The sequence below is a fragment of the Pseudomonas sp. S32 genome, from assembly GCF_016648095.1.
In the GTDB taxonomy this organism is placed as follows: Bacteria; Pseudomonadota; Gammaproteobacteria; order Pseudomonadales; family Pseudomonadaceae; genus Aquipseudomonas; species Aquipseudomonas parafulva.
This window is the reverse complement of record NZ_JACVVF010000001.1, coordinates 175,335-198,814: the sequence shown is the minus strand read 5'-3', so window position 1 is coordinate 198,814 and position 23,480 is coordinate 175,335. Positions and strand designations below refer to the sequence as shown.

At 62.7% G+C, this 23,480-nt stretch carries 20 protein-coding genes; 10 read left to right on the top strand and 10 right to left on the bottom strand.

Going from position 1 to position 23,480, the window contains the following annotated elements; all coding sequences use genetic code 11:
* From ispG to IAE38_RS00890, 7 genes are all read left to right on the top strand, one after another.
* Complete coding sequence (gene ispG / locus IAE38_RS00920; RefSeq protein ID WP_028631583.1) at positions 1–1,110, top strand: flavodoxin-dependent (E)-4-hydroxy-3-methylbut-2-enyl-diphosphate synthase; 1,110 nt, start codon at positions 1–3, stop codon at positions 1,108–1,110.
* Between the two features lie 25 nt (positions 1,111–1,135).
* Positions 1,136–2,425: a histidine--tRNA ligase gene (gene hisS, locus IAE38_RS00915; RefSeq protein ID WP_201215320.1), complete on the top strand. Its 1,290-nt coding sequence runs from the start codon at positions 1,136–1,138 to the stop codon at positions 2,423–2,425.
* Positions 2,426–2,464: 39 nt separating this feature from the next.
* Positions 2,465–3,103, top strand: coding sequence for a tetratricopeptide repeat protein (locus tag IAE38_RS00910; protein WP_060482248.1), 639 nt, complete (start codon positions 2,465–2,467; stop codon positions 3,101–3,103).
* A complete protein-coding gene (bamB, locus tag IAE38_RS00905; protein ID WP_201215318.1) occupies positions 3,104–4,246 on the top strand; it encodes an outer membrane protein assembly factor BamB in 1,143 nt (380 codons plus the stop codon).
* 117 nt (positions 4,247–4,363) lie between these two features.
* Positions 4,364–5,827 carry a ribosome biogenesis GTPase Der gene (gene der, locus IAE38_RS00900; protein ID WP_201215316.1) on the top strand — a complete coding sequence of 488 codons (1,464 nt, stop codon included), beginning with the start codon at positions 4,364–4,366 and terminating at the stop codon, positions 5,825–5,827.
* 151 nt (positions 5,828–5,978) lie between these two features.
* Positions 5,979–7,127, top strand: coding sequence for a pyridoxal phosphate-dependent aminotransferase (locus IAE38_RS00895; RefSeq protein WP_201161914.1), 1,149 nt, complete (start codon positions 5,979–5,981; stop codon positions 7,125–7,127).
* Complete coding sequence (locus IAE38_RS00890; RefSeq protein WP_201161915.1) at positions 7,115–7,906, top strand: amidohydrolase; 792 nt, start codon at positions 7,115–7,117, stop codon at positions 7,904–7,906. Before IAE38_RS00895 ends, IAE38_RS00890 begins: the two co-directional genes overlap by 13 nt.
* A 33-nt stretch (positions 7,907–7,939) precedes the next feature.
* Here IAE38_RS00890 and IAE38_RS00885 read toward each other — a convergent pair whose 3' ends face one another.
* The 6 genes from IAE38_RS00885 to IAE38_RS00860 form a co-directional block, all read right to left on the bottom strand.
* Positions 7,940–10,495 (bottom strand): PepSY domain-containing protein, encoded by a 2,556-nt coding sequence (locus IAE38_RS00885; protein WP_201162038.1) that lies wholly within the window; start codon positions 10,493–10,495, stop codon positions 7,940–7,942.
* Between the two features lie 198 nt (positions 10,496–10,693).
* Complete coding sequence (locus tag IAE38_RS00880) at positions 10,694–11,857, bottom strand: type III PLP-dependent enzyme (protein ID WP_028631575.1); 1,164 nt, start codon at positions 11,855–11,857, stop codon at positions 10,694–10,696.
* A gap of 469 nt (positions 11,858–12,326) precedes the next feature.
* On the bottom strand, positions 12,327–13,484 hold the full coding sequence (locus IAE38_RS00875) for an osmoprotectant ABC transporter ATP-binding protein OsmV (RefSeq protein WP_028631574.1): 1,158 nt from the start codon (positions 13,482–13,484) through the stop codon (positions 12,327–12,329).
* The gene (locus IAE38_RS00870; RefSeq protein ID WP_028631573.1) at positions 13,481–14,134 is read right to left on the bottom strand and encodes an ABC transporter permease; all 654 of its coding nucleotides are present in this window, start codon (positions 14,132–14,134) and stop codon (positions 13,481–13,483) included. Before IAE38_RS00870 ends, IAE38_RS00875 begins: the two co-directional genes overlap by 4 nt.
* Positions 14,131–15,042 carry a glycine betaine ABC transporter substrate-binding protein gene (locus tag IAE38_RS00865; RefSeq protein ID WP_201161916.1) on the bottom strand — a complete coding sequence of 304 codons (912 nt, stop codon included), beginning with the start codon at positions 15,040–15,042 and terminating at the stop codon, positions 14,131–14,133. The genes IAE38_RS00870 and IAE38_RS00865 overlap by 4 nt, the downstream gene beginning before the upstream one ends.
* Before the next feature lie 16 nt (positions 15,043–15,058).
* Positions 15,059–15,769, bottom strand: coding sequence for an ABC transporter permease (locus tag IAE38_RS00860; RefSeq protein ID WP_028631571.1), 711 nt, complete (start codon positions 15,767–15,769; stop codon positions 15,059–15,061).
* Between the two features lie 357 nt (positions 15,770–16,126).
* Here IAE38_RS00860 and IAE38_RS00855 point away from each other — a divergent pair, with 357 nt between their 5' ends.
* The gene (locus IAE38_RS00855) at positions 16,127–16,705 is read left to right on the top strand and encodes a hypothetical protein (RefSeq protein WP_201215314.1); all 579 of its coding nucleotides are present in this window, start codon (positions 16,127–16,129) and stop codon (positions 16,703–16,705) included.
* A gap of 107 nt (positions 16,706–16,812) precedes the next feature.
* Entirely contained in the window at positions 16,813–18,396 is a 1,584-nt protein-coding gene (locus IAE38_RS00850) for a peptide chain release factor 3 (RefSeq protein WP_201161918.1), read from the top strand.
* A gap of 119 nt (positions 18,397–18,515) precedes the next feature.
* Here IAE38_RS00850 and IAE38_RS00845 read toward each other — a convergent pair whose 3' ends face one another.
* From IAE38_RS00845 to IAE38_RS00830, 4 genes are all read right to left on the bottom strand, one after another.
* Positions 18,516–19,595: a polyamine ABC transporter substrate-binding protein gene (locus tag IAE38_RS00845; RefSeq protein ID WP_201161919.1), complete on the bottom strand. Its 1,080-nt coding sequence runs from the start codon at positions 19,593–19,595 to the stop codon at positions 18,516–18,518.
* 52 nt (positions 19,596–19,647) lie between these two features.
* Positions 19,648–19,989: a cupin domain-containing protein gene (locus tag IAE38_RS00840; RefSeq protein WP_028631568.1), complete on the bottom strand. Its 342-nt coding sequence runs from the start codon at positions 19,987–19,989 to the stop codon at positions 19,648–19,650.
* Between the two features lie 29 nt (positions 19,990–20,018).
* Positions 20,019–21,425, bottom strand: a complete 1,407-nt coding sequence (locus tag IAE38_RS00835) for an NAD(P)/FAD-dependent oxidoreductase (protein ID WP_201161920.1) — start codon at positions 21,423–21,425, stop codon at positions 20,019–20,021.
* A 63-nt stretch (positions 21,426–21,488) separates the two neighbouring features.
* Positions 21,489–22,289 (bottom strand): AraC family transcriptional regulator, encoded by an 801-nt coding sequence (locus tag IAE38_RS00830; RefSeq protein ID WP_201215312.1) that lies wholly within the window; start codon positions 22,287–22,289, stop codon positions 21,489–21,491.
* Between the two features lie 212 nt (positions 22,290–22,501).
* Here IAE38_RS00830 and IAE38_RS00825 point away from each other — a divergent pair, with 212 nt between their 5' ends.
* A complete protein-coding gene (locus IAE38_RS00825) occupies positions 22,502–23,401 on the top strand; it encodes a hypothetical protein (RefSeq protein ID WP_028631565.1) in 900 nt (299 codons plus the stop codon).
* The last annotated feature ends 79 nt before the right edge of the window (positions 23,402–23,480 follow it).

Here is a 23,480-nt window from a genome sequence, read left to right as displayed (position 1 = left end):
ATGCACGGCGAATCCCCGATCAAACGTCGCGAATCCCGCAAAATCTGGGTCGGCAATGTGCCGGTGGGTGGTGATGCCCCCATTGCAGTACAGAGCATGACCAATACCGACACCAACGATGTGGCGGCTACCGTCGGGCAGATCCAGCGTCTGGTCGATGCCGGCGTCGACATCGTTCGCGTCTCGGTACCGGACATGGACGCCGCCGAGGCCTTCGGCCGCATCAAGCAGCAGGTCAGCGTCCCGTTGGTGGCCGACATTCACTTCGACTACAAGATTGCCCTGCGCGTGGCCGAACTGGGTGTGGACTGCCTGCGTATCAACCCGGGCAACATCGGCCGTGAGGACCGTGTGCGGGCTGTAGTGGATGCCGCCCGCGACCGGGGTATCCCGATCCGTATCGGCGTCAACGCAGGCTCCCTGGAGAAGGACCTGCAGAAGAAGTACGGCGAACCGACCCCGGCTGCGCTGGTAGAGTCGGCGTTGCGCCATGTGGAGCATCTCGATCGCCTGAACTTCCAGGACTTCAAGGTCAGCGTCAAGGCCTCCGATGTGTTCATGGCCGTCGAAGCCTATCGCCTGCTGGCCAAGCAGATCGTGCAGCCGTTGCACCTGGGCATCACCGAAGCCGGCGGCCTGCGCTCGGGGACGGTGAAATCTGCTGTGGGCCTCGGTATGCTGCTTGCCGAAGGCATTGGCGATACCATCCGTATTTCGCTTGCGGCCGACCCGGTCGAGGAAGTGAAGGTCGGTTACGACATTCTCAAGTCGCTGCACCTGCGTTCGCGTGGCATCAACTTCATCGCCTGCCCGAGCTGCTCGCGGCAGAACTTCGATGTGGTCAAGACCATGAACGAGCTGGAGGGGCGGCTGGAAGACCTGCTGGTACCGCTGGACGTTGCAGTGATCGGCTGCGTGGTCAACGGCCCCGGTGAAGCCAAGGAGTCCCATGTGGGCCTGACGGGTGGTACGCCGAACCTGGTGTACATCGACGGCAAGCCGGCACAGAAGCTCACCAATGACAACCTGGTGGATGAGCTGGAAAAGCTCATTCGCCAGAAAGCGGCCGAAAAGGCCGAAGCCGACGCGGCACTGATTGCCCGTGGCTGATACACAGAATTCGTAAGGACTATTCGTGAGCAAATCGCTGCAAGCCATCCGTGGCATGAACGACATCCTGCCAGAACAGTCGCCGCTGTGGCGCTACTTCGAGGGTACCGTTGCCGGCCTGCTGGACACCTACGGGTACAGCCAGATCCGCACGCCCATCGTGGAGTTCACCGAGCTGTTCAAACGCTCCATCGGCGAAGTGACCGACATCGTCGAAAAGGAGATGTACACCTTCGAGGACCGCAACGGCGATTCGCTGACCCTGCGCCCCGAGGGCACGGCAGCGTGCGTACGTGCGGTGCTGGAGCATGGCATCACCGGCAACGGTCAGGTGCAGAAACTCTGGTACATCGGCCAGATGTTCCGCCACGAGCGCCCACAGAAAGGCCGCTACCGCCAGTTCCACCAGATCGGTGTGGAAGTGTTCAACCTGGACGGCCCGGACATCGATGCCGAACTGATCATGCTCACCTGGCGCCTGTGGGGCCTGCTGGGCATCCAGGACGCGGTCAAGCTGGAACTCAACAGCCTGGGCACCAGCGAAGCACGGGCCCGCTACCGTGATGCGCTGGTCGAGTTCCTCTCGGCGCGCCTGGAGCAGCTCGACGAAGACAGCCAGCGTCGCCTGAAGAGCAACCCGCTGCGCATCCTCGACAGCAAGGACCCGAACACCCAGGCGGTGCTGGTGGGCGCACCCAAGCTCGAAGACTACCTGGACGACGAGTCGCGGGTGCACTTCGAAGGCCTCAGGGCGCGCCTGGACGCTGCCGGTATCCCGTTCCAGCTCAATACCAAGCTGGTGCGTGGCCTGGACTACTACAGCAAGACGGTCTTCGAGTGGGTCACCGACAAACTTGGCGCCCAGGGCACAGTGTGTGCCGGTGGGCGTTACGATGGCCTGGTCGAGCAGATGGGCGGCAAGCCGACCCCCGGCGTTGGTTTCGCCATGGGTATCGAACGCCTGATCCTGCTGCTGGAAACGTTCGGCAAGGTGCCTGAATCCATCAGCCGTCAGGTCGACGTCTACCTGTGCGCCTTCGGCGAGCAGGCCGAACTGGCCGGGTTGCGCCTGTCGGAACAGTTGCGCGATCGCCTGCCGGGCCTGCGCCTGGCGGTCAACGCCGGTGCTGGCAGCTTCAAGAGCCAGTTCAAGAAGGCCGACAAGAGTGGCGCGCTGTTCGCCCTGATTCTCGGCGACGACGAACTGGCCAGCCAGCAGATCGGCTTCAAGCCCCTGCGCGGTCAGGGCGAACAACAGAACATTGCCTGGGATGCTCTTGCAGAGCACCTGGAAACCGCGATCGCCCAGGCGTAACGCGGTTCAACAAGCGAATAGGCGAAAAGGAGTATTGGGGTGTCGAGTACCGATGATGAACTGGTAGGGGTCAAGGACTGGTGGAACCGCAACGGCAAGCCGCTGCTGACCGGCGCCCTGTTGGCGGGTGTGGTGGTACTGGGCTGGAATACCTGGCACAAGTACCAGAACAACCAGTCCCAAGGTGCTTCGCAGCTGTACCAGGCCTTGCTGGAAACCAGCCTGACGCCCAGCGGCCAGCCTGACGCGACCAAGGTTGCGGAACTGGCCGGCAAGCTCAAGAGCGAGTTCGGCGGTACCGCCTATGCCCAGTACGGTAGCCTGTTCGTGGCCAAGGTGGCGGTAGAAACCGGCAAACTTGACGACGCCGCTGCCGAGCTCAAGTCTGTGGTGGACAAGCCCGCCGATACCACCCTGGGCGAGATTTCCCGCCAGCGCCTGGCACGGGTAATGGCCGCTCAGAACAAGGCCGAGGATGCCCTGAAGCTGCTGGACGGCGACGCTGACAAGGCGTTTCTGGCCAGCCGTGAAGAGTTGAAGGGTGACCTGCTGGTGCAGCTGGGGCGCGCTGACGACGCCCACAGCGCTTACGAAAAAGCCAAGGCTGCGCTGTCCGACGAGGCGGCGGTCGGTGGCTTGCAATTGAAGCTGGATGACCTGGCCAAAGGGGACGCGTAAGTGATCGGTTGGAAACAAGCAGCAGTGCTGACCTTGGCCGTACTGGCCGCAGGTTGCAGCAGCAACAGCAAGAAGGAACTGCCCCCGGCCGAGCTGACCAAGTTCACCGAGGAAGTGGTGCTGAAAAAGCAGTGGAGCCGTTCGATTGGTGACGGCCAGGGCGAAACCTACAACACCCTGGTGCCAGCCATTGAAAACGACCGCATCTACGCGTCCGACGTGAAGGGCGACGTTTATGCCCTTGATCGCATCACCGGTAACGTGGTGTGGAACAAGGACCTTGACCTGCCAGTGTCCGGCGCTGTCGGCGTGGGCTACGGCCTGGTGATGCTCGGCACCCTCAAGGGTGAAGTAATCGCCCTGGACGCGAGCACTGGTGAAGAGCGCTGGCGTTCGCGGGTGACCAGCGAAGTACTGGCGCCGCCTGCCAACAACGGTGATGTGGTCGTTGTACAAACCCAGGACGATCGCCTGATCGGCCTGGACGCGGCTACCGGTGATCGTCGCTGGATCTACGAAAGCAGCCCCGCTGTGCTGACACTGCGTGGCACCGGCGCGCCAATCGCCACCAACCGCCTGGCCGTGGCCGGCCTGTCCACCGGCAAGGTGGTTGCGGTGGATATCAGCAACGGCGTACCCGTGTGGGAAAGCCGCGTGGCCATTCCCAAGGGCCGCTCCGAGCTGGACCGTGTTGTGGATATCGACGGCGGGTTGCTGCTCTCCGGTGGTACGCTGTACGTCAGTACCTATCAGGGCCGCGTTGCGGGCCTGGACCTGGAAAGCGGCCGTGTGATCTGGCAGCGCGACGCCTCCAGCTATGTGGGTGTGGCCCAGGGCTTCGGCAACGTCTACGTCAGCGAAGCGTCCGGTACCGTCGAAGGGGTGGACGAGCGTTCTTCCAGCGCCATCTGGTCCAACGATGCCATGGCTCGCCGGCAGCTGACCGCCCCGGAGGTGTACAGCAGCTACGTGGCAGTGGGTGACTTCGAAGGCTACCTGCACCTGCTGAGCCAGGTCGATGGCCGCTTCGTTGGCCGTGAGCGTATCGACAGCGATGGCCTGCGCGCCCGACCACTGGTGGTCGGCGACACCATCTATGTATTTGGCAACAGCGGCAAGCTCGAGGCACTGACCATCCGCTGAAGCTATGCTTGAAGCCTTGATAGGGCTTCAGGCCGCGGCGTAGGACACGCCGCCCGAACTCCGGCCGCTGCCTTGCAGCGGCCTTTGCATTTTCAAGAATTCAAGAGTGGAGAGCCAATGGTTCCCGTAATTGCCCTGGTGGGCCGCCCGAACGTTGGCAAATCCACCATGTTCAACCGCCTGACCAAAACCCGCGATGCCATCGTCGGTGACCTGTCGGGCCTGACCCGTGACCGCCAGTATGGTGATGCCAGCTGGCAGGGTCGCTCCTTCATCCTGATCGATACCGGTGGTATTACCGGTGACGAAGTGGGCATGGACGAAAAGATGGCCGAGCAGTCGCTGATGGCCATCGAAGAGGCCGACTATGTGCTGTTCCTGGTGGATGCCCGTGCCGGCATGACTGCCGCCGACCAGATGATTGCCGAGCACCTGCGCAAGCGCAACAAAGAAGCGATTCTGGTTGCCAACAAGATCGACAACATCGACGCCGATGTTGCCCGCGCCGAATTCTCGCCGCTGGGCATGGGCAATGCCATTCCGGTAGCGGGTTCCCAGGGGCGCGGCATCAACGCCTTGATGGAAGCCGTACTGGGCCACGTCCCGCGCGACCAGGTCGAAGAGGCGCTGGACGCCGACGTGGCCGAAGGCGAAGAGGCCGTGCGCATTCCGGGCCCGAGCGAGAAGGATGGCATCAAGATCGCCATCATCGGCCGCCCCAACGTGGGCAAGTCGACGCTGGTAAACCGCATGCTCGGCGAAGAGCGTGTGGTGGTGTACGACCAGCCAGGCACTACCCGTGACAGTATCTACATCCCGTTCGAGCGTGATGGTGACAAGTACACCTTCATCGACACGGCGGGTGTGCGCAAGCGCGGCAAGATCCACGAGGAAGTCGAGAAGTTCTCGGTGGTGAAGACGCTGCAGGCGATCAAGGACGCCAACGTGGTCATCTTCGTCATGGATGCCCGCGAAGGGGTGGTTGACCACGACCTCAACCTGCTGGGCTTTGCCCTGGAAGCGGGCCGTGCCATTGTCATCGCCCTGAACAAGTGGGACGGCATGGAGCCGGGTGAGCGCGACTACGTGAAGACCGAGCTGGAGCGCCGGCTGTTCTTCGTCGATTTTGCCGACATCCACTTCATCTCGGCGTTGCACGGCACTGGGGTAGGCCACCTGTACAAGTCGGTGCAGGCTGCGTTCCTGTCTGCGGTCACCCGCTGGCCGACCAGCCGCCTGACCCAGATCCTCGAGGATGCGGTCAGCGAACACCAGCCGCCGCTGGTCAACGGCCGCCGCATCAAGCTGCGCTATGCCCACTTGGGTGGCGCCAACCCGCCGCTGATCGTGATTCACGGTAACCAGACCGACAAGATTCCGAAGTCGTACTCCCGTTACCTGGAAAACACCTACCGCCGGGTACTGAAGCTGGTCGGTACGCCGATCCGCATTGAGTACAAGGGTGGTGACAACCCGTACGAAGGCAAGAAAAACACCCTGACCGACCGCCAGGTCAACAAGAAACGCCGCTTGATGTCCCACCACAAAAAAGCCGAGAAAAAGCGCCGCGACAAGCGGTAAAGCAGCTGCGAGCTGCAAGCGGCAAGCTGCAAGTAAAAGCAGACCGCGTTATCTTTGCTTTTTCTTGCAGCTTCAAGCTCGCGGCTCACGGCTCACGGCTTGAAGCTTGAAGCTTGAAGCTTGCAGCTTGCAGCTAGGAAAGGGGGGAGACATGATCAGCAGTAAACTGCCGGATGTCGGCACTACCATTTTCACGACCATGTCTCAGCTTGCCGCGCAGACGGGTGCGTTGAACCTGTCGCAAGGTTTCCCTGACTTCAATGGGCCACAGGCGCTGCTCGACGCGGTAGGGCGCCATGTGGCCGCCGGGCACAACCAGTATTCGCCGATGACCGGTTTGCCTGCGCTGCGTCAGCAGGTGGCGGCCAAGGTGCAGCGGTTGTACGGGGCCCAGGTGGATGCTGACCAGGAAGTGACCATCACGCCCGGTGCCACCGAGGCGATTTTCTGCGCCATCCAGGCGGTGGTTCACCCCGGTGACGAGGTGATCGTTTTTGACCCTTCCTACGACAGCTACGAACCCTCCGTGCAACTGGCGGGGGGGCGCTGTGTGCACGTGCAGCTTGGCGACGGTGACTTTCGTATCGACTGGCAGCGGTTCGCGGATGCCCTGAGCCCGCGTACCCGCATGGTCATTCTCAACTCGCCGCACAACCCCAGCGGCGCGCTGGTCACCCACGAAGACCTGAACCAGCTGGCCGCACTGATCGGCGAGCGCGACGTGTTCGTGGTCAGCGATGAAGTCTACGAACACCTGGTGTACGACGGTGCCCGCCATGCCAGCGTGCTGGCCCATGAGCAGTTGTACCGGCGCGCGTTCGTGGTCAGTTCGTTCGGCAAGACCTACCACGTCACTGGCTGGAAGACTGGCTACGTGATCGCACCGCCAGCGCTCAGCGCAGAACTGCGCAAGGTGCACCAGTACGTGAACTTCTGCGGGGTCACCCCCCTGCAGTGTGCCCTGGCCGACTTCATGGCCGCGCACCCTGAACATGTCGAGCAGTTGCCCGCGTTCTACCAGGCCAAGCGCGACCTCTTCTGCGGTTTACTGGCGGGCTCGCGGTTTACGTTCACACCCACCGCAGGCACCTATTTCCAGCTGGTGGACTACGCGCACATACGCCCCGACCTGGACGATGTGCAGATGTCGCTGTGGCTCACCCGCGAGCACGGGGTGGCGACCATCCCCGTGTCGGTGTTCTACCAGCAGGCCATCACCGGGCAGCGCCTGGTGCGCCTGTGCTTTGCCAAACGAGAGGAGACGCTGCGCCAGGCAGCGGAGAAACTATGCGCGATTTGAGTACGCTGCCGAATCTGAAAATTGCCTTGGTGCAAACCACACTCGCCTGGCACGACCCCGAGGCCAACTACGCGCATTTCGAAGCGCTGCTGGAGCACGTGGGCGAGGTGGACCTGGTGATCCTGCCAGAAATGTTCACCACAGGGTTTTCGATGCAGTCCGAAAGCCTGGCCGAGCAGGAAAACGGGCCAACCTACAAGTGGTTGAAGGCCCAGGCCAGGAAGCACGGCGCGGTGATCACCGGTAGCGTCATCATTCAGGCAGCCGACGGTAGCCATCGCAACCGCTTGCTGTGGGCGCGGCCGGATGGTGAGATCCTGCATTACGACAAGCGTCACCTGTTCCGCATGGCCGGTGAGCACAAGCATTACACCCCTGGGGAGCGTCAGGTGCAGTTCGAGCTCAAGGGCTGGCGTATCCGCCCGCTGATTTGCTACGACCTTCGCTTCCCGGTGTGGAGCCGCGATGCCCAGGACACCGACCTGCTGCTGTACACCGCCAACTGGCCCGCTGCCCGTCGCCAGCACTGGAACCGCCTGTTGCCGGCGCGGGGCATCGAGAACCTGTGCTATGTGGCTGCGGTGAACCGTGTGGGGACCGACGGCAAAGGGTTTGCGTATTCCGGCGACAGCCAGGTGCTGGATTTCCAGGGCGAGAGCCTGTTGAGCGCCGGTGAGGCGGACGGCGTGTTCACGGTGGTGCTCAGCGCAGCGGAGTTGGCCGCTTACCGCACCAAATTCCCGGCCAACCTGGACGCCGACACCTTCGACCTGCATTGACTGGCGGCTGCTGTCGGCAGGTACCCGGCTACCCTAGTACACATCCCGCCGATAGCGCCCGTCCTCGATCAGTTGCTGCACAGCTGCCTCGCCCAGTATGCCGTTGAGCGCCGCATCCACACCCGCGGCCATGCCTTGCAGGCTGCCGCAGACATAGATGCAGGCACCCTCGGCCACCCAGCGCCGCAGTTCATCGGCCTGCTGCAGCAATACATCCTGCACGTACACCTTTTCTGCCTGGTCACGGGAGAAGGCCAGGTCCAGGCGCGTGAGGTCGCCACTGGCCAGCCAGCTTTGCAGCTCACTGCCACACAGCAGGTCATGTGCCCGATTACGCTCGCCGAATAGCAGCCAGTTGCGCTGCTCGCCCGCGCTGATCCGTGCGCGAACCAGGCTGCGTAACCCCGCAAGGCCAGTGCCATTGCCAATAAGCACCATCGGCGCGGCAGTTTCCGGGAGGTGGAAGCCGCTGTTGCGGCGCAGGCGCAGGGTGAGTGAGCCATTCAGGGGCAGGTATTCGGTCAGCCAGCCCGAGCCCAGGCCCAGTTGCCCATTGGTGTGTCGCTCCTGGCGCACAATCAGCTCCAGCACGCCGTCGCTGGCGATTGAGGCAATCGAGTACTCGCGGGTGCCGATGGGCACCAGTGCCTCCACCAGTGCTTGCGGGTGCAGGCCCACCAGATGATCCCGGCGCATCGGCAATTGCCGGCCCGCCAGCGCCTGGGCCAAGGTTTCGGTCAGGCCGCCCAGTTGCACTGGGGCCATGGCATCCAGCGCCAAGCCCTTGAGAAATGCCTCGACCCGGCAAGGGCCGTTGAGCGGCAGGACCTCCACCAAGTCGCCGGCTTCCCAAGTCGCAGGCTCCTGCGGCTGCAAGCCCAGCAGGTAGACCGGCTGCCCCAGGCTGCCCGGGTTCAACAGTGTGCGGCTGACCAGTGACCAGCTACCGAAGCTCGGCGGTTGCCACGCTGTCACCGGCTCCGCCCCGGTCAGACGTGTCAGTGCCTGCTGCCATTGCTGCAAGGCCGCAGGGTCGGCGCTGTCCACCTCGACCGGGCTGAATGCGCAGGTGGCCCCACGCTCACCCAGCCAGCCCTGCAGGCGGCGGGCGAAGCCGCAGAAGTGTGGATACTGACGGTCGCCCAGGGCGAGCAGGGCATAGCTGAGGTGGTTCAGTGCCAAGGCCTTGCCCAGTACATTGCGCTCGAAGCCCCGGGCGCTGTCCGGCGCCTCACCGTCACCGAAGGTGCTGACCACGAACACGGCACGCCTGGCCTGGCGCAAATCCTCCTCTGTCAGTGTACCCAGCGCCCGAACCTGCACAGCCAGGCCTGCCGCCTGAAGCTGGGCGGCGGTCTGCCAGGCCAACTGCTCGGCAAAGCCGCTTTGGCTGGCGAAACCGACGAGCCAGCCGTCGCCCGCCGTGTTCGCAATGGCTACATTGCCCCGGGCTGCGCGTACCTGGCGCTTCTTGCGGCGCCGGTCCAGGTACAACAGCCAGCCGGTGACGAAGAACACCGGCATGGTCAGGCTGGCGATGGTCAGGGCGATACGCCCCACCAGGCCGAAATACTCGCCCACGTGCAGGGCATAGACACTCTGCAGCAGCTGGGCCTTGAACGACTTGTCGGTGTAGCGCTCATGGCGCTGCACTTGGCCGTTGGCCGGGTCCAGCACAAGTGTATTGAATGCCCGGGGGTGCTCGGCATCGGCCTGCAGGTAGAACAGGTTGGCGGGTTGCCCACCCACAGGGGGCAGGCGCAGGTTGTAGCTGGCCAGCCCAGGGCCGGCAGCGTTGCTGAGGGTGGCCCAGATGGCGTCGTAATCGACCACCAGCGGCGGGGCGTTCTTGTCGACGTGTTGGGGGCCGTGGCGGCCACGGCCTTCGCCGCGTTTTTGCTGCTGGCCTGCGGCCGGGGCATCGGCCAGCAACCTGTTGAGGCCCTCCCGGTACCATTCGTAGGACCAGAACAAACCGGTAAGCGCGAACAGCAGATAGAACAGCAGGCACCAGGTACCCGCCACGGCGTGCAGGTCCCAATTGAATGCGCGGCCTTTCTTGGCCCAGTCGAAGGTAAGCCAGGTGCGCCAGTCCAGGGCCTTGCGTGGCCAGCGCAGGTACAGCCCGGACAAACAGAAGAACACCAGCATCAGGGTGCAGGCGCCGGTGATCTGCCGGCCGGTGTCACCCATGGCCAGAAACCGGTGTAGGTTGAGCATCAGGCTGAAGAAGCCCTGGCCCGCCACGTCCCCCTTCAGCTCACCGGTGTAAGGGTCGGCATAGCGCAGTTCGCCGCGGCGCTCGCCTGGCGCGGGGGTGAAGAATACGCGGGCCGCATCACCCTCACGCACATCCACCCATAGCATTGCCACCTTGTCCTGCTGCTGGGCCTCTACGCGTTTGACCAGTTCGGCAGGCGGCAATACACCTTCGGGCCGCACCTCGACCCGCAGCACCTCGCCATTGAACGCGCGTAGCAGTTCTTCCTGGAACGAATACAGGGCGCCGGTGATGCCCATCAACGCCAGCACCAACCCCGCGGTGATGCCAAACAACCAGTGCAGTTGGAACAGCGTCTTCTTCACCACCATCGATCACCCTGTGTACGGCCGCATAGGCGCGGCGCCCGGGGATGTTAATGGAAGTGATAGTGGCCAGCAATTGAGATTGGTTAACATTCGTGAGGCTTTACAATCTTTACAGCCCCAGGGGTTAAAACCCGTCTGCTACACCGCCTGCGAAGGCAAGGCCCCAACGAAAACGGGGCCTTGCGGCCCCGTTCGGTGTTACAGGTAGTAGGACTTCAGCGGCGGGAAGCCGTTGAATTCCACAGCGCTGTAACTGGTGGTGTAGGCACCGGTGGACAGCCAGTACAGGCGGTCGCCAATGGCCAGGTTCAGCGGCAGGCCGTACTTGTAGTGCTCGTACATGATGTCGGCACTGTCGCAGGTGGGGCCGGCGATGACCACTTCTTCCATCTCGCCCTTTTTCTCGGTCCAGATCGGGAACTTGATGGACTCGTCCATGGTTTCGATCAGGCCAGAGAACTTGCCCACGTCGGTGTACACCCAACGCTCCACGGCGGTACGAGACTTGCGCGCTACCAGCACCACTTCACTGACCAGAATACCGGCGTTGGCGATCAGCGAGCGGCCTGGCTCCAGAATGATTTCTGGCAGGTCATCACCAAAGTCTTCCTTCAGGAAGCGGATGATTTCCTCGGCATAGGTTTCCAGGCTGTTGGTACGGGTGATGTAGTTGGCCGGGAAGCCACCCCCCATGTTGATCAGCTTCAGTTCGATGCCGTCTTCTTCCTTCAGGCGCTCGAAGATCACCTTGACCTTGGCGATCGCGGCGTCCCACACACTGATGTCACGCTGCTGGGAACCCACGTGGAAGGAAATGCCGTAAGGCACCAGGCCCAGGTCACGGGCCAGGATCAGCAGGTCCATGGCCATGTCGGTCTGGCAGCCGAATTTGCGCGACAGCGGCCAGTCAGCCGTGGTGGAACCTTCGGTGAGGATGCGCACGTACACTTTCGAGCCCGGTGCGGCCTTGGCGATGTTGCGCAGGTCGGCTTCCGAATCGGTGGCGTACAGGCGCACGCCCTTCTCGAAGAAGTAGCGGATGTCCTTGGACTTCTTGATGGTGTTGCCGTAGCTGATACGGTCGGCGCTGACGCCGCGGTCCATCACCTTGTCCAGCTCGTAGATGGAGGCGATGTCGAAGTTCGAGCCTTTGTCCTTGAGCAGGTCGATGATCTCGACCGCTGGGTTGGCCTTGACCGCGTAGTAGACCTTGGCGAATTCGAAGCCGGCGCGCAGGTCGTCGTAGGCCTTGCTGATCATCTGGGTGTCGATGAGTACGAACGGCGTTTCCTGCTTGTCGGCAAAAGCCTTCATTTTCTGGAAGGTGTCGCGTGCGAAATAATCTTCGACCTGGATCGACATGCTCAGGGACTCCATGGGCAAACTGAAAATTTAAGTGGCTGCAAACTGAACGCCCTCCGTATCCCCACTTTGGTTCGCCTACTCAGTACTTGAGCCGGATGGATCGTTTCCAGCATGGACGTTCGGCGCGCACTTTAGGGCGTGAAGAATGCAGAATCAACAGGCAATCCCGGCGTGATCGCCGTGGATACACCCGCCACCCTTCGAATAACCGACTCGTATGACCGGCCGATGTTCCCCAGGCTGTTTCAAGCGTAAAGAATTGTGGAATAGCCCTGTTTCCAGGTGGTGTACACAGGCCCGCCCCCACAAGGACTTGCACGTTCTGGTGGGGGCAGCGCCGGTGGTGAGGGGCGCGGGGGTGTTCATATTTATGGCCACATTTATCGGGTACGGGCGTCCCGGTATTTGTGCATAAATTTTTTGTTACTGACCGGCGATTCCTCGTTTGCGGCTGGCAGGTGGCACGTTACGAGGCGGCCACCTCGGCCGGCGAGACGATACTGGTCTTCATCCCGCGGGAGCGCCCCGAACTCAGGTAGGCGGCGATCGACTCCTGGGTTACCTCGCCCAGGAACACCTGTTCGGCATCCAGTACCGGCAACCAGGCGCGGTTGAACTCGTACATGCGCGACAGCAGGATGCGCAGGTGCTCGTCGTGGGAGGCGGTGGCGTTGAAGGGGCGCAGGAAGTCGGCACAGGTACCTTGCTGGCGGTGCATGTCGCGGCGGCGCACGTAGCCCAGCGCCTTGTTCTGGCCATCGGTCACCACCACGTAGCGGCGGTCGTGTTCGTCCAGCAGCTCCAGGGCTTCGCCTACCGGTGTCTGCGGGCTTACCGAGGGCGCGTTGTCTGCCGCGTCTTCGGCACGCACCAGCAACAGGCGCTTCAACGTGCTGTCCTGGCCGACGAAGTTGCTGACGAAATCGTCTGCCGGGTGCGCCAGCAAGGTATCCGGGTGGTCCAGTTGCAGCAGTTTGCCGGCGCGGAAGATGGCGATCTTGTCGCCCAGCTTGATCGCTTCGTCGATATCGTGGCTCACCATGATCACCGTCTTGTTCAGCGCGCGCTGCATTTCGAAGAACTCGTTCTGGATCATTTCGCGGTTGATCGGGTCCACCGCGCCGAACGGTTCGTCCATCAACAGCACCGGTGCATCTGCCGCCAGGGCACGGATCACGCCGATACGCTGCTGCTGGCCACCGGACAGCTCGCGGGGGTAGCGCTGCAGGTATTGCTTGGGTTCAAGCTTGATCATGTGCATCAGCTCGCGGGCGCGGTCGTGGCAGCGCTGCTTATCCCAACCGAGCAGCCGTGGCACCACGGTGATGTTCTCTTCGATGGTCATGTTGGGGAACAGGCCGATCTGCTGGATCACGTAGCCGATGTGACGACGCAGGGTCACCTCGTCCAGGCCGCTGGTGTCCTCGCCATTGATGAACACCTGCCCGGACGTCGGGGTAATCAGGCGGTTGATCATCTTCAGCGTGGTGCTCTTGCCGCAGCCCGAGGGGCCAAGGAACACGCAGATCTCGCCTTCGTTGACGGTAAGGCTGACCGCGTCCACGGCTTTGACATCCTTGCCGTTGGCGTTGAAGGTTTTGCTGAGGTTTTTCAGTTCGATCATGAGCGCATTCCTTCTGGAGTCAGGGCACGTTGCAGGGTTTGCAGCAGCAGGTCGGCAATGATTGCCAGCAGGCTGACCAGTACGGCGCCAACCAGCAGCATCGACATGTCGCTGCGGCTGATGGAGGTGAGGATGAGCACGCCAAGGCCGCCCGCGCCGATGGTGGCGGCGATGGTCATCACGCCGATGTTCATCACCACGGCGGTACGCACGCCGGCCAGGATCACCGGTACGGCGATGGGCAATTCGACCATGCGCAGGCGCTGACCAAAGGTCATGCCGATACCGCGCGCGGCTTCACGGATGCCTGGCTCGACGTTGGTCAGCGCCAGGTAGGTGTTGCGCAGAATGGGCAGCAGTGAATAAAGGAACACTGCCGTGATCGCCGGCAGCGGGCCCAGGCCCTGGCCGAACTTGGAGTAGAACGGCAACAGCAACCCGAACAGGGCGATGGAAGGGATGGTCAGCAGCACCGTGGCGCTGGCCTGCAGCGGGCCGGCCAGGAACGGGAAACGGGTCATAAGGATGCCCAGCGGCACGCCGATGAGGATGGCCAGGCCCACGGCGATGCCCACCAGCATGATGTGCTGCCAGGTCAGTTGCAGGACCAATGCCCAGTCCAGGTGGGCGAACGTGTCGAACAGGCTCATGGGGTCACCTCGTGCAAGGGATGCTCACGCAGGAAGGCGGCGGCCACCGAAGACGGGCTCTGGTGCTGGACGTCGACCTTGGCGTTGAGCTGGCGCATGGTCTCGTCATCCAGTTGGTCGGCCAGGGGCGCCAGCAGCTCGGCGAGCTGGGGGTGGGCGTCCAGTACGGCTTTGCGGATCACCGGCCCTGCGGTGTAGTCAGGGAAGTAATGCTTGTCGTCTTCCAGCAGCTTGAGCTCGAACGCGTTGAGCCTGCCGTCAGTGGTGTACACCAGCCCTGCGAACACCTGGTTGTTGCGCAGGGCGGTATAGACCAGCCCTGCATCCATCTGCCGGATGTTGGCCCGGCCCAGGTGCATGCCGTAGCGCGCCTGCAGGCCATCAAGGCCGTCCGGGCGGTTGGCGAACTCGGTGTCCAGCGCCACCAGGTGCTTGCGCGATTGCTCGGCCTCGAGCACTTCGTTCAGCTGGCTGATGGTGTTCACCTGCGGGTACTCACGGGCAACTTCACTGGGCAGGGCCAGGGCATAGGTGTTGCTGAACTTCGATGGCTTGAGCCATACCAGGCCCTTGCGTGCGTCCAGTTCCTTGACCTTGGCGTACGTGGCCTCGGGGCTGGGCATGCGCTCGTCGATGTGGTTGTACGACACCAGCGATACGCCGGTGTATTCCCACATCAGGTCGAGTTGGCCGGTTTCCTGGGCCTGGCGTGCCAGGCTGCTGCCCAGGCCGCCGGTGACGCGAACGTCAAAGCCGTTGGCGCGCAGGTATTGGGCGGTGATTTCGGCCAGCACGGTCTGTTCGGTGAACACCCGGGCGCCGATACGGATCAGCGGTTTTTCCGCTGCCTGGGCAAAACCTGACAACAGCAGGCCCGCGCCCAGGAGCAAGGCGATAACTTTTTTCATGGGTTCCCTCAAGTGGTCAGGCCAGGCCGCGTTCCAGCCAGCGTCTGCTGGAAAAACTCACCAACGCATCCAGCAGTAGCGCCAGCAGTGCGGTGCAAGCTGCGCCAAGCAGCAACTGCGGTTGGTTGTTCAGGGCGATGCCAGGGAAGATCAGGCTGCCCAGGCTGTTGGCACCGATCAGAAACGCCAGCGGCGCAGTGCCCACATTCAGTGCCAGGGCCACCCGCACGCCACCGACGATGATGGGCACGGCGTTGGGCAGTTCCACCTGCCACAGTTGCTGGCGCGGCGTCATGCCGATGCCGGTGGCGGCTTCCTTGAGCGAGGCGGGTACGTTCTTCAGGCCTTCGTAGGTGTTGCGCACGATGGGCAGGAGGGAGGCGAGGAACAGGGCGAAGATCGCAGGCCCTGCGCCGATGCCCAGAACGCTGAGGGCGATGGCCAGTACGGCCAGGGGGGGGATGGTGTTGCCAACGTTGAAGAACTGCATGAAGCGCTCGGCTTTGTCGACCCTGTGCGGTCGACTCAAGGCAATGCCGGCGGGGATACCCACGGCCAATGCCGCCGCCATCGAAGCCAGCACCAGCACCAGGTGCGCTTGCAGGTAGAACGTCAGATCGTCGCGATAGCGCGCGATTGTGTCGAGGCCGATCCAGTGGACCAGCAGGGCCAGGATGACGAGCACGGTGGCCCATCCCAACAGCCCTTTTCCGTAGCGTTTCGCCACAGGTGGACTCCTTATTGTCGTCGGCGAGCACACTTCTTCTTGGCCGGCCCGATCGGGCGGCGGGTGGTGTGTTCGCGAGTAGCAGCGTGATGCCTGCAGGGCAGGGCGGTCATGCCATGAGTCGAGCCCCGTCAGGCTCGTGGATGCTGGTGAAACCAGCCCTGAACCGAGGTGGGTTGCAGGGGAGTGGACGTCTCCGGGGGGCATAAGGTTCCCATCTGAGGCGGCATTTGGCCAGCGCCCATTTCCCTTGCGGTTGCCAATTCCCTAAGCCTTTCACAGCGCTATAGCCCTTAAATATTGAGCTGTGAGGGTGCTCGCGCCCCCAGATAAAAAACTCATTCGGGAGGTTACTCAATGCTTGTTCATGACTATGACCGCTCCTTCGTCGCCCACGTGGCATGCTCGACACCGGGCTTGGAGGGGTTTCTGGATTGCGCAAAATTGGTAGTGCGCGGTGGGGAGGCGGCGCGCGTCGCCGATGACTGGCTGGTTGTGTCGTCACTGGTTGGCCGTGAACCTCACCGGTTCTGGTTCCGGTGCATGGTGGACGAAGCCAGGGGGCGTCGATACTACGACATCCAGTCCTGGAGCCGCCGTACAGGGCGGGACTTCAACTCGAAAAAACGCTACTTGGACCGTAATGGCAATGACTACGGTTGCCTGTACGATGAAAAGGTCGCAGATGAGCGATTATGGAAGGTGATGGCCCTGAACGAGCAAGGAGCCCTCGCAGGTATGGATCGCAGCTTGCAACCGGGTGATCACGTCGCAGCCCGTATCTGGACGCGGACTACCAACCTGGAGCTGTGCGCAACCGAGCGCGAGCACGTGGCAGATCATTGGTTCGCCTGTGCTCGCGCAGGTGAGGGTGAACCGCTCGACTTGCAGATCCGTGTTACCGATATCGGTGAAGAACTACTGGACGACCATTGAGCCGCAACCGGCCTGTCGCCTGAACAGGCGGCACGCCGGTGCTTTGGCCCGCCTGTGAATTCGGGTATGATACTGCCCCTTTTCGATCCCAAGTCAGGCGATTTCCCATGACCAACCAGGCCGCCGAAGTCGCGAAGCGCCGCACTTTCGCAATCATTTCCCACCCCGACGCCGGTAAGACCACCATCACCGAGAAGCTGCTGCTGATGGGCAAGGCCATCTCCGTCGCCGGTACCGTGAAGTCGCGCAAGTCCGACCGCCACGCAACCTCCGACTGGATGGAAATGGAGAAGCAGCGTGGTATCTCCATCACTACCTCGGTGATGCAGTTCCCGTACCGCGAGCACATGATCAACCTGCTCGACACCCCCGGCCACGAAGACTTCTCGGAAGACACCTACCGTACCCTCACCGCGGTGGACTCGGCGCTGATGGTGCTTGACGGCGGTAAAGGCGTCGAGCCGCGCACCATCGCCCTGATGGATGTGTGCCGGCTGCGTGACACCCCCATCGTCAGCTTCATCAACAAACTCGACCGCGACATCCGCGACCCGATCGAACTGCTGGACGAGATCGAGGCGGTGTTGAAGATCAAGGCCGCGCCGATTACCTGGCCGATCGGTTGCTACCGCGACTTCAAGGGTGTGTACCACCTCACCGGCGATTACATCGTGGTGTACACGCCGGGCCACGGCCACGAACGCACTGAAGCCAAGATCATCCAGCAACTGGACTCCGACGAAGCCCGTGCCCACCTGGGCGATCAGTACGATGGGTTCGTCGAGCAGCTTGAGCTGGTGCAGGGCGCCTGCCATGAGTTCAACCAGCAGGAGTTCATCGACGGCCAGCTCACGCCGGTGTTCTTCGGTACCGCGCTGGGCAACTTCGGTGTGGACCATGTGCTGGACGCCGTGGTCGACTGGGCGCCGCGCCCGCTGGGCCGGGTGGCACACGAGCGCACCGTGGAGCCGGTGGAAGAGAAGTTCACCGGTTTTGTGTTCAAGATCCAGGCGAACATGGACCCGAAACACCGGGACCGCATCGCCTTCATGCGCATCTGCTCGGGCAAGTACGAAAAGGGCATGAAAATGCGCCATGTGCGCACCAACAAGGACCTGCGTATCGGTGATGCGCTGACGTTCTTCTCCTCCGAGCGTGAACAGCTGGAAGAGGCCTTTGCCGGCGACATCATCGGCCTGCACAACCACGGCACCATCCAGATCGGCGACACCTTCACCGAAGGCGAGGCGCTGGGCTTCACCGGCATCCCGCACTTCGCCCCGGAGCTGTTCCGCCGCGTGCGCCTGAAAGACCCGCTGAAGTCCAAGCAGTTGCGCCAGGGCCTGCAGCAGCTGGCGGAAGAAGGCGCCACCCAGGTGTTCTTCCCCGAGCGCAGCAACGACATCATCCTGGGCGCCGTGGGTGTGCTGCAGTTTGATGTGGTGGCCAGCCGTTTGAAGGAAGAATACAAGGTCGAGTGCGCCTACGAGCCCATCACCGTCTGGTCGGCGCGCTGGATCACTTGTGACGACAAGAAGAAGCTCGAGGACTTCCAGAACAAGGCCATGGAAAACCTGGCCATCGACGGGGGTGGTCACCTGACCTACCTGGCACCCACCCGGGTCAACCTGGCACTGATGGAAGAGCGCTGGCCTGACATCAAGTTCCGCGCTACCCGCGAGCACCACTGACAGCTGCTGAAAGCAGCTGTCAGCAGCTTCAAGCTTCAAGCCTCAAGCTACAAGAAGAAGCGGACCTGTGTCGGGCCGCACTGCTTGCAGCTTGCAGCTTGCGCGGCGTGCAGCCGCTGTCAATTGCCGGCCTTGATGCTGGTCCATATCCGGGTGCGAATGCGGTCGATCTTGGCGGGCATGGCCTCCAGGGCGTAGAGCTTGCCCATCACCGCTTCGCTTGGGTAGATCATGCTGTTGCCCTTCAGGGCCGGGTCCACCAGGCCGTCAGCATTCAGGTTGCCATTGGCGTACTGCACATGGTTGCTGATGTTGGCCATCACCTGCGGCTCCAGCAGGTAGTTCATGTAGGCATACCCTGCCTTTTCATCCGGTGCATCGGCCGGCATTGCCACCATGTCGAACCACAGCGGGGCACCCTCCTTCGGGATCGAGTAGCCGACCTTTACCCCGTTATGCGCTTCCTCTGCGCGGTTCTTGGCCTGCAGTACATCCCCCGAGAAGCCCACCACGACGCAGATATCACCATTGGCCAGGTCGCCGGTGTACTTCGATGAATGGAAGTAGCTGATGTAGGGCCGTACCTGCATCAGCAGCGCCTTGGCCTTGTCGTAGTCCGCCGGGTTCTGGCTGTGGTGGGGCAGGCCGAGGTAGTGCAAGGCGATTGGCAGCAGCTCCGGGCCGTTGTCCAGCACCGCCACGCCGCACTGCTTCAACTTGCTCATGTACTCAGGCTTGAAAATCAGGTCCCAGGAGTCGACCGGTGCATTGTCACCAAGCACGGCCTTGACCTTGTCGATGTTGTAGCCGATGCCGGTACTGCCCCACAGGTACGGGAAGCCATACTGGTTGCCTGGGTCATTGACCTCCAGTGCCTTGAGCAGCACCGGGTTGAGGTTTTTCCAGTTGGGCAGCTGGGACTTGTCCAGGCGCTTGAGTGCCTTGCCCTGGATTTGCCGGGCCATGAAGTGGTTGGAAGGGAACACCACGTCGTACCCGGAATTGCCCGTCATCAACTTGCCGTCCAGGGTCTCGTTGCTGTCGTACACGTCATAGGTGGGCACGATGCCGGTGGCTTGCTGGAAGTTCTTCAGGGTGTCGGGGGCGACGTAGCTGGACCAGTTGTAGATCTTTACCGTTTCGGCGGCACCGGCCACGCTGGCGGCCAGCATCAGGGGGGCGATCAGGAGTGTGCGCATGTCGGGTTTACCTTGCTTTGTCTGTTGTTATCGAAGGCAGGCGATCAGCGGATCAGAAAATAAGCACGTACGTCTTGCGCACGGTTTCCTGGATGTCCCAGGTGCCGGTGCTGTTGGCCGGTAGCATCAGTGCGTCTCCGGCTTCTATCACCAAGGGCTCGCCACCGTCGGGGGTGAAGGTGCAGCGGCCTTTGATGAAATGGCAGAACTCTTGCTGCACGATCTGCCGCCTCCAGCGGCCCGGGGTGCATTCCCAGATACCGGTCTCCACCCCGTCGCTGCGTTCCACGCAGGTTACCGAGGTGACCGCCACCGGTTCGCCGAGCGGCACCGCCACCGGGTTGCTGGTTTGCAGTACAGCCGTGTCTGTCTGTTTGAACTGGGTGATGCTCATGAACGAGGTCCTGTCTGGGTGTAGGGAAGTCAGTGCATGAAGCCTTCCATGAAGTCCGCAAGGTGGCTGGCCAGGCGCCGGCGCCAAGGCGGGGTAGCCGGGTTGGCGAGGGTACGGTCCTCGTGGACGAAACTCTGGATGATGGCGTTGTAGCCCAGCCAGCGGCAGGGTTCGGGCGGCCAGCTGGCCAGGCTGGCGAGCGGGCGGTTGTCGTGCACCCAGGGCTGGCCGGTGAGGGCGTTGTGCTGGTTCAGAATCAGCGCCGCCAATGTGCGACCGCCCAGGTTGGTGGCCCCCACGCCCTCACCGCCATACCCGCCCGCCAGGGCAATGCCACGCTGGCGGTCGCACAGCATGTGCGGGCGGAAACGCCGGGCCATGCCCAGGTTGCCGCCCCAGGTGTGGGTAATGCGCGCGTGCTGCAGCTGCGGGAACAGGTCGCTGAACAGGTAGCGGCGCAGTTCCACTTCATGGGCTTGGAGGTTGAAGTCGTCCCGCAGCCTGCCGCCAAAGCGGTAGCCGCCCCGTGCGCCGAAAACCAGGCGGTTGTCGGTGGTGCGCTGGCCATAGGTGACCTGGCGGCTGCCTTCGCTGAATGCCTGCCCCCGGTCCAGGCCGATTTCATCCCACGTGGTGTCGGGTAGCGGCTCGGTGGCGACCAGCAGGCTCTGTACCGGCAGTTGATGCTTGCCCAGCGGTGGCAGGCTGGCAGCATAGCCTTCCACTGCCGGCACGATCCACTGGCAGCGGATGCGTGCCAGGGGCGTGCTGACCTCGCCCGACCGCCAGTCAAGCGCGGGCGTGTTCTCATAAATAGGCACCCCCAGGGCTTCTACAGCACGGGCAAGGCCGCGGGCCAGCTTCGCCGGTTGGATGGTGGCGGTGTGCGGGCTGTAGATGGCGCCATAGGCATTGCTGATACGCACCTGGGCGTCCAGCTGCTCGGGGCTTAGCCACCGGTAGTCGTCCTCGGTCATGCCTTGGCGATACAGGTCGTCGAGGTAGGCGCGCAGGCTGCGCTCCTGCTCGGGGTAGCGGGCGGCGCAGTACAGCACGCCCCCCTTGCGGTAGTCGCAATCGATGCCCTCACGCTGCAGCACGGTACCGACCTCGTCGGGAATGGCGTGCAGCAGGTTGATGCTGGCCCGGCGTTGTTGCGGCGAGAGGCTCGCCAGCAGGCGGTCCTCACCCAGCAGGTTGCCCATCAGCCAGCCGCCATTGCGCCCTGACGCGCCGAAGCCGGCGATGTTGGCCTCGATCACCACGATGTTCAGCTGCGGCGCCTGGCGCTTGAGGTAATAGGCGGTCCACAGGCCGGTGTAGCCGGCGCCGATGATGCACACGTCTGCCTCGAGGCTCTCGCGCAGGGCCGGGCGAGCGCACAGCGGCTCGTCAAGCTGGTCCATCCACAAGCTCAGGCTGCGCAGGGGTTGCATCGGGGCGGGCTCCACATCCGGCGGGGTATGTGGCGATCCTAGTGGCGAACCCCGGCGGTTGTCTTACGTGCGTGCACGCAGGGAAATCTGCTTCAGGTACGCCTTGGGCGTAAGGCCGGTGTGTTCGCGGAAGCATTTATAGAACGCCGACAGCGAATTGAAACCGGCGCTGAACGCCAGGTCGTCGATGGGCGTGGTGGCGCTGTCCTCGTCCAGGGTCGCCATCAGGTGATGCAGGCGCGCCTGGTTCACATAGCGGTAAAAGCTTTGCCCCAGCACTTGGTTCAGCAGGTAGGAGATCTGGTTGCGGCTGTAGCCGCTGGCGTTGGCCACCTGCTGCAGGTCCAGTTCCGGGTCCAGATAGGGGCGATGCCCCTGGAAGTAATGCTCCAGGTCCTGGGCCATGGTCGACAGCTGGCGGGGTGAAAGGCCCAGGCGGCTGGTGGCCGGGCGTAAACCACCGCCGCTGTGGGGGCTGCCGCCCTGGCGCACCAGGGTAGCGTATTCATTCACCCGCCAGATCAGCCCGTCCCGGACCGTGATCGCTTCGCTGGACTGGAACGCCACCAGCCCATCCCCCCCTTGCACGGTGACTTGGTACTGGATGAATGCGGTACAGCCGTCAACGCGTATCCGGTCGCTGTGCACGATGTCTTCCCCGGCCGCGTGGGGCAGGCAGGCGCCCACGTAGTCGCGCAGGTTCTGGTACCCCAGCACGCGGTTCTGGAAGAAGTCGTGGTACTGGACATCGGGGTGATACAGGGCAAGCACGCCATCGAGGTCACGGTACTTCCAGCACAGGTGGTAGCGCAGGACGGTATCGGCAGTGAGCGGCGTCTGGGCCGGGCCATCGGGTAGGGTCATGGGCAAATGATGCCTCGTCGCCCGGCTTGCCACAAGAATGCAGAACACCTGACCCCAGCAGCCCATTCGCGCATTTTGCACGATGAAAAAATGGCGTTTTTTTCTAAGTGCTTGATTTGTATAGACGTCATTTTTTGTGACAACTGGCACAGCCGCTGCAACGTTTACTGCGCGAATGGACTTCTCGCTAACAACATACAGGCGAACACATCATGATCCCCTCTGCCGACTACTCCGTTGTCGATACACAAAGCCGCTCAGGTGTTTCCTGGGCGGCGATCTTCGCTGGCGCCGCTGCTGCAGCCGCCGTATCTCTCATACTGGTAGTGCTGGGTGCGGGGCTTGGCTTTGCGGCCACCTCGCCCTGGGCCAATGAGGGGGCAAGCGCGAAAGCCTTGGGCATTTCCACCATTGTCTGGTTGTTGGTGACGCAGATCATCGCTTCCGGCCTGGGTGGCTACCTGGCCGGTCGCCTGCGCGTCAAATGGGCGAACCTGCATGGCGATGAAGTGTATTTCCGTGATACTGCGCATGGTTTCCTGTCGTGGGCTGTCGCCACGCTGGTGGCGGCCATGCTGATACTGGGTACCGCGGGCAACCTGGTAGGTGCCGGCGCCAGTGCTGCGTCGCAGGCAGCAGGTGTAACGGTAGCGGCAGGCGGTGCAGCGGCTTCGCAAGCCTCGGACGACTCCCTGGGCTACTTCGTTGATGGCCTGTTCCGTGGCGAAGGCCCGGCTCCGGTCAGCGATGACGCTGCCAATGGTGTGGCCGCCCGCATTCTGGCCAAGGGTGCTGCCGGTGACGGTGCGCTGGCCCCGGAAGACCGCGCCTACCTGGCACAGCTGGTGGCTCAACGTACCCGCATGACCCAGGCTGAAGCTGAAGCCCGTGTTGATCAGGTAATGGCTCAGATCCAGCAGCTCAAGACCGACGCCAAGCAGGCGGCCGACACCGCTGCCAAAGTGGCCGCATGGACTGCCCTGTGGACCTTCGTCGCCCTGCTGTGCGGCGCCTTCTTCGCCAGCGTCGCCGCCCTGTACGGTGGCCGTCGCCGCGATCACGTGCAGTGGGTTGAAGGCGACTACGTCGCTCACCGCACCATTCAACGATAAGCAAGGAGAATAACTATGCGCTCGATTCTACTGTGGATGCTGGGTATCCCAATTCCAATCATCATTCTTATCGCATTGT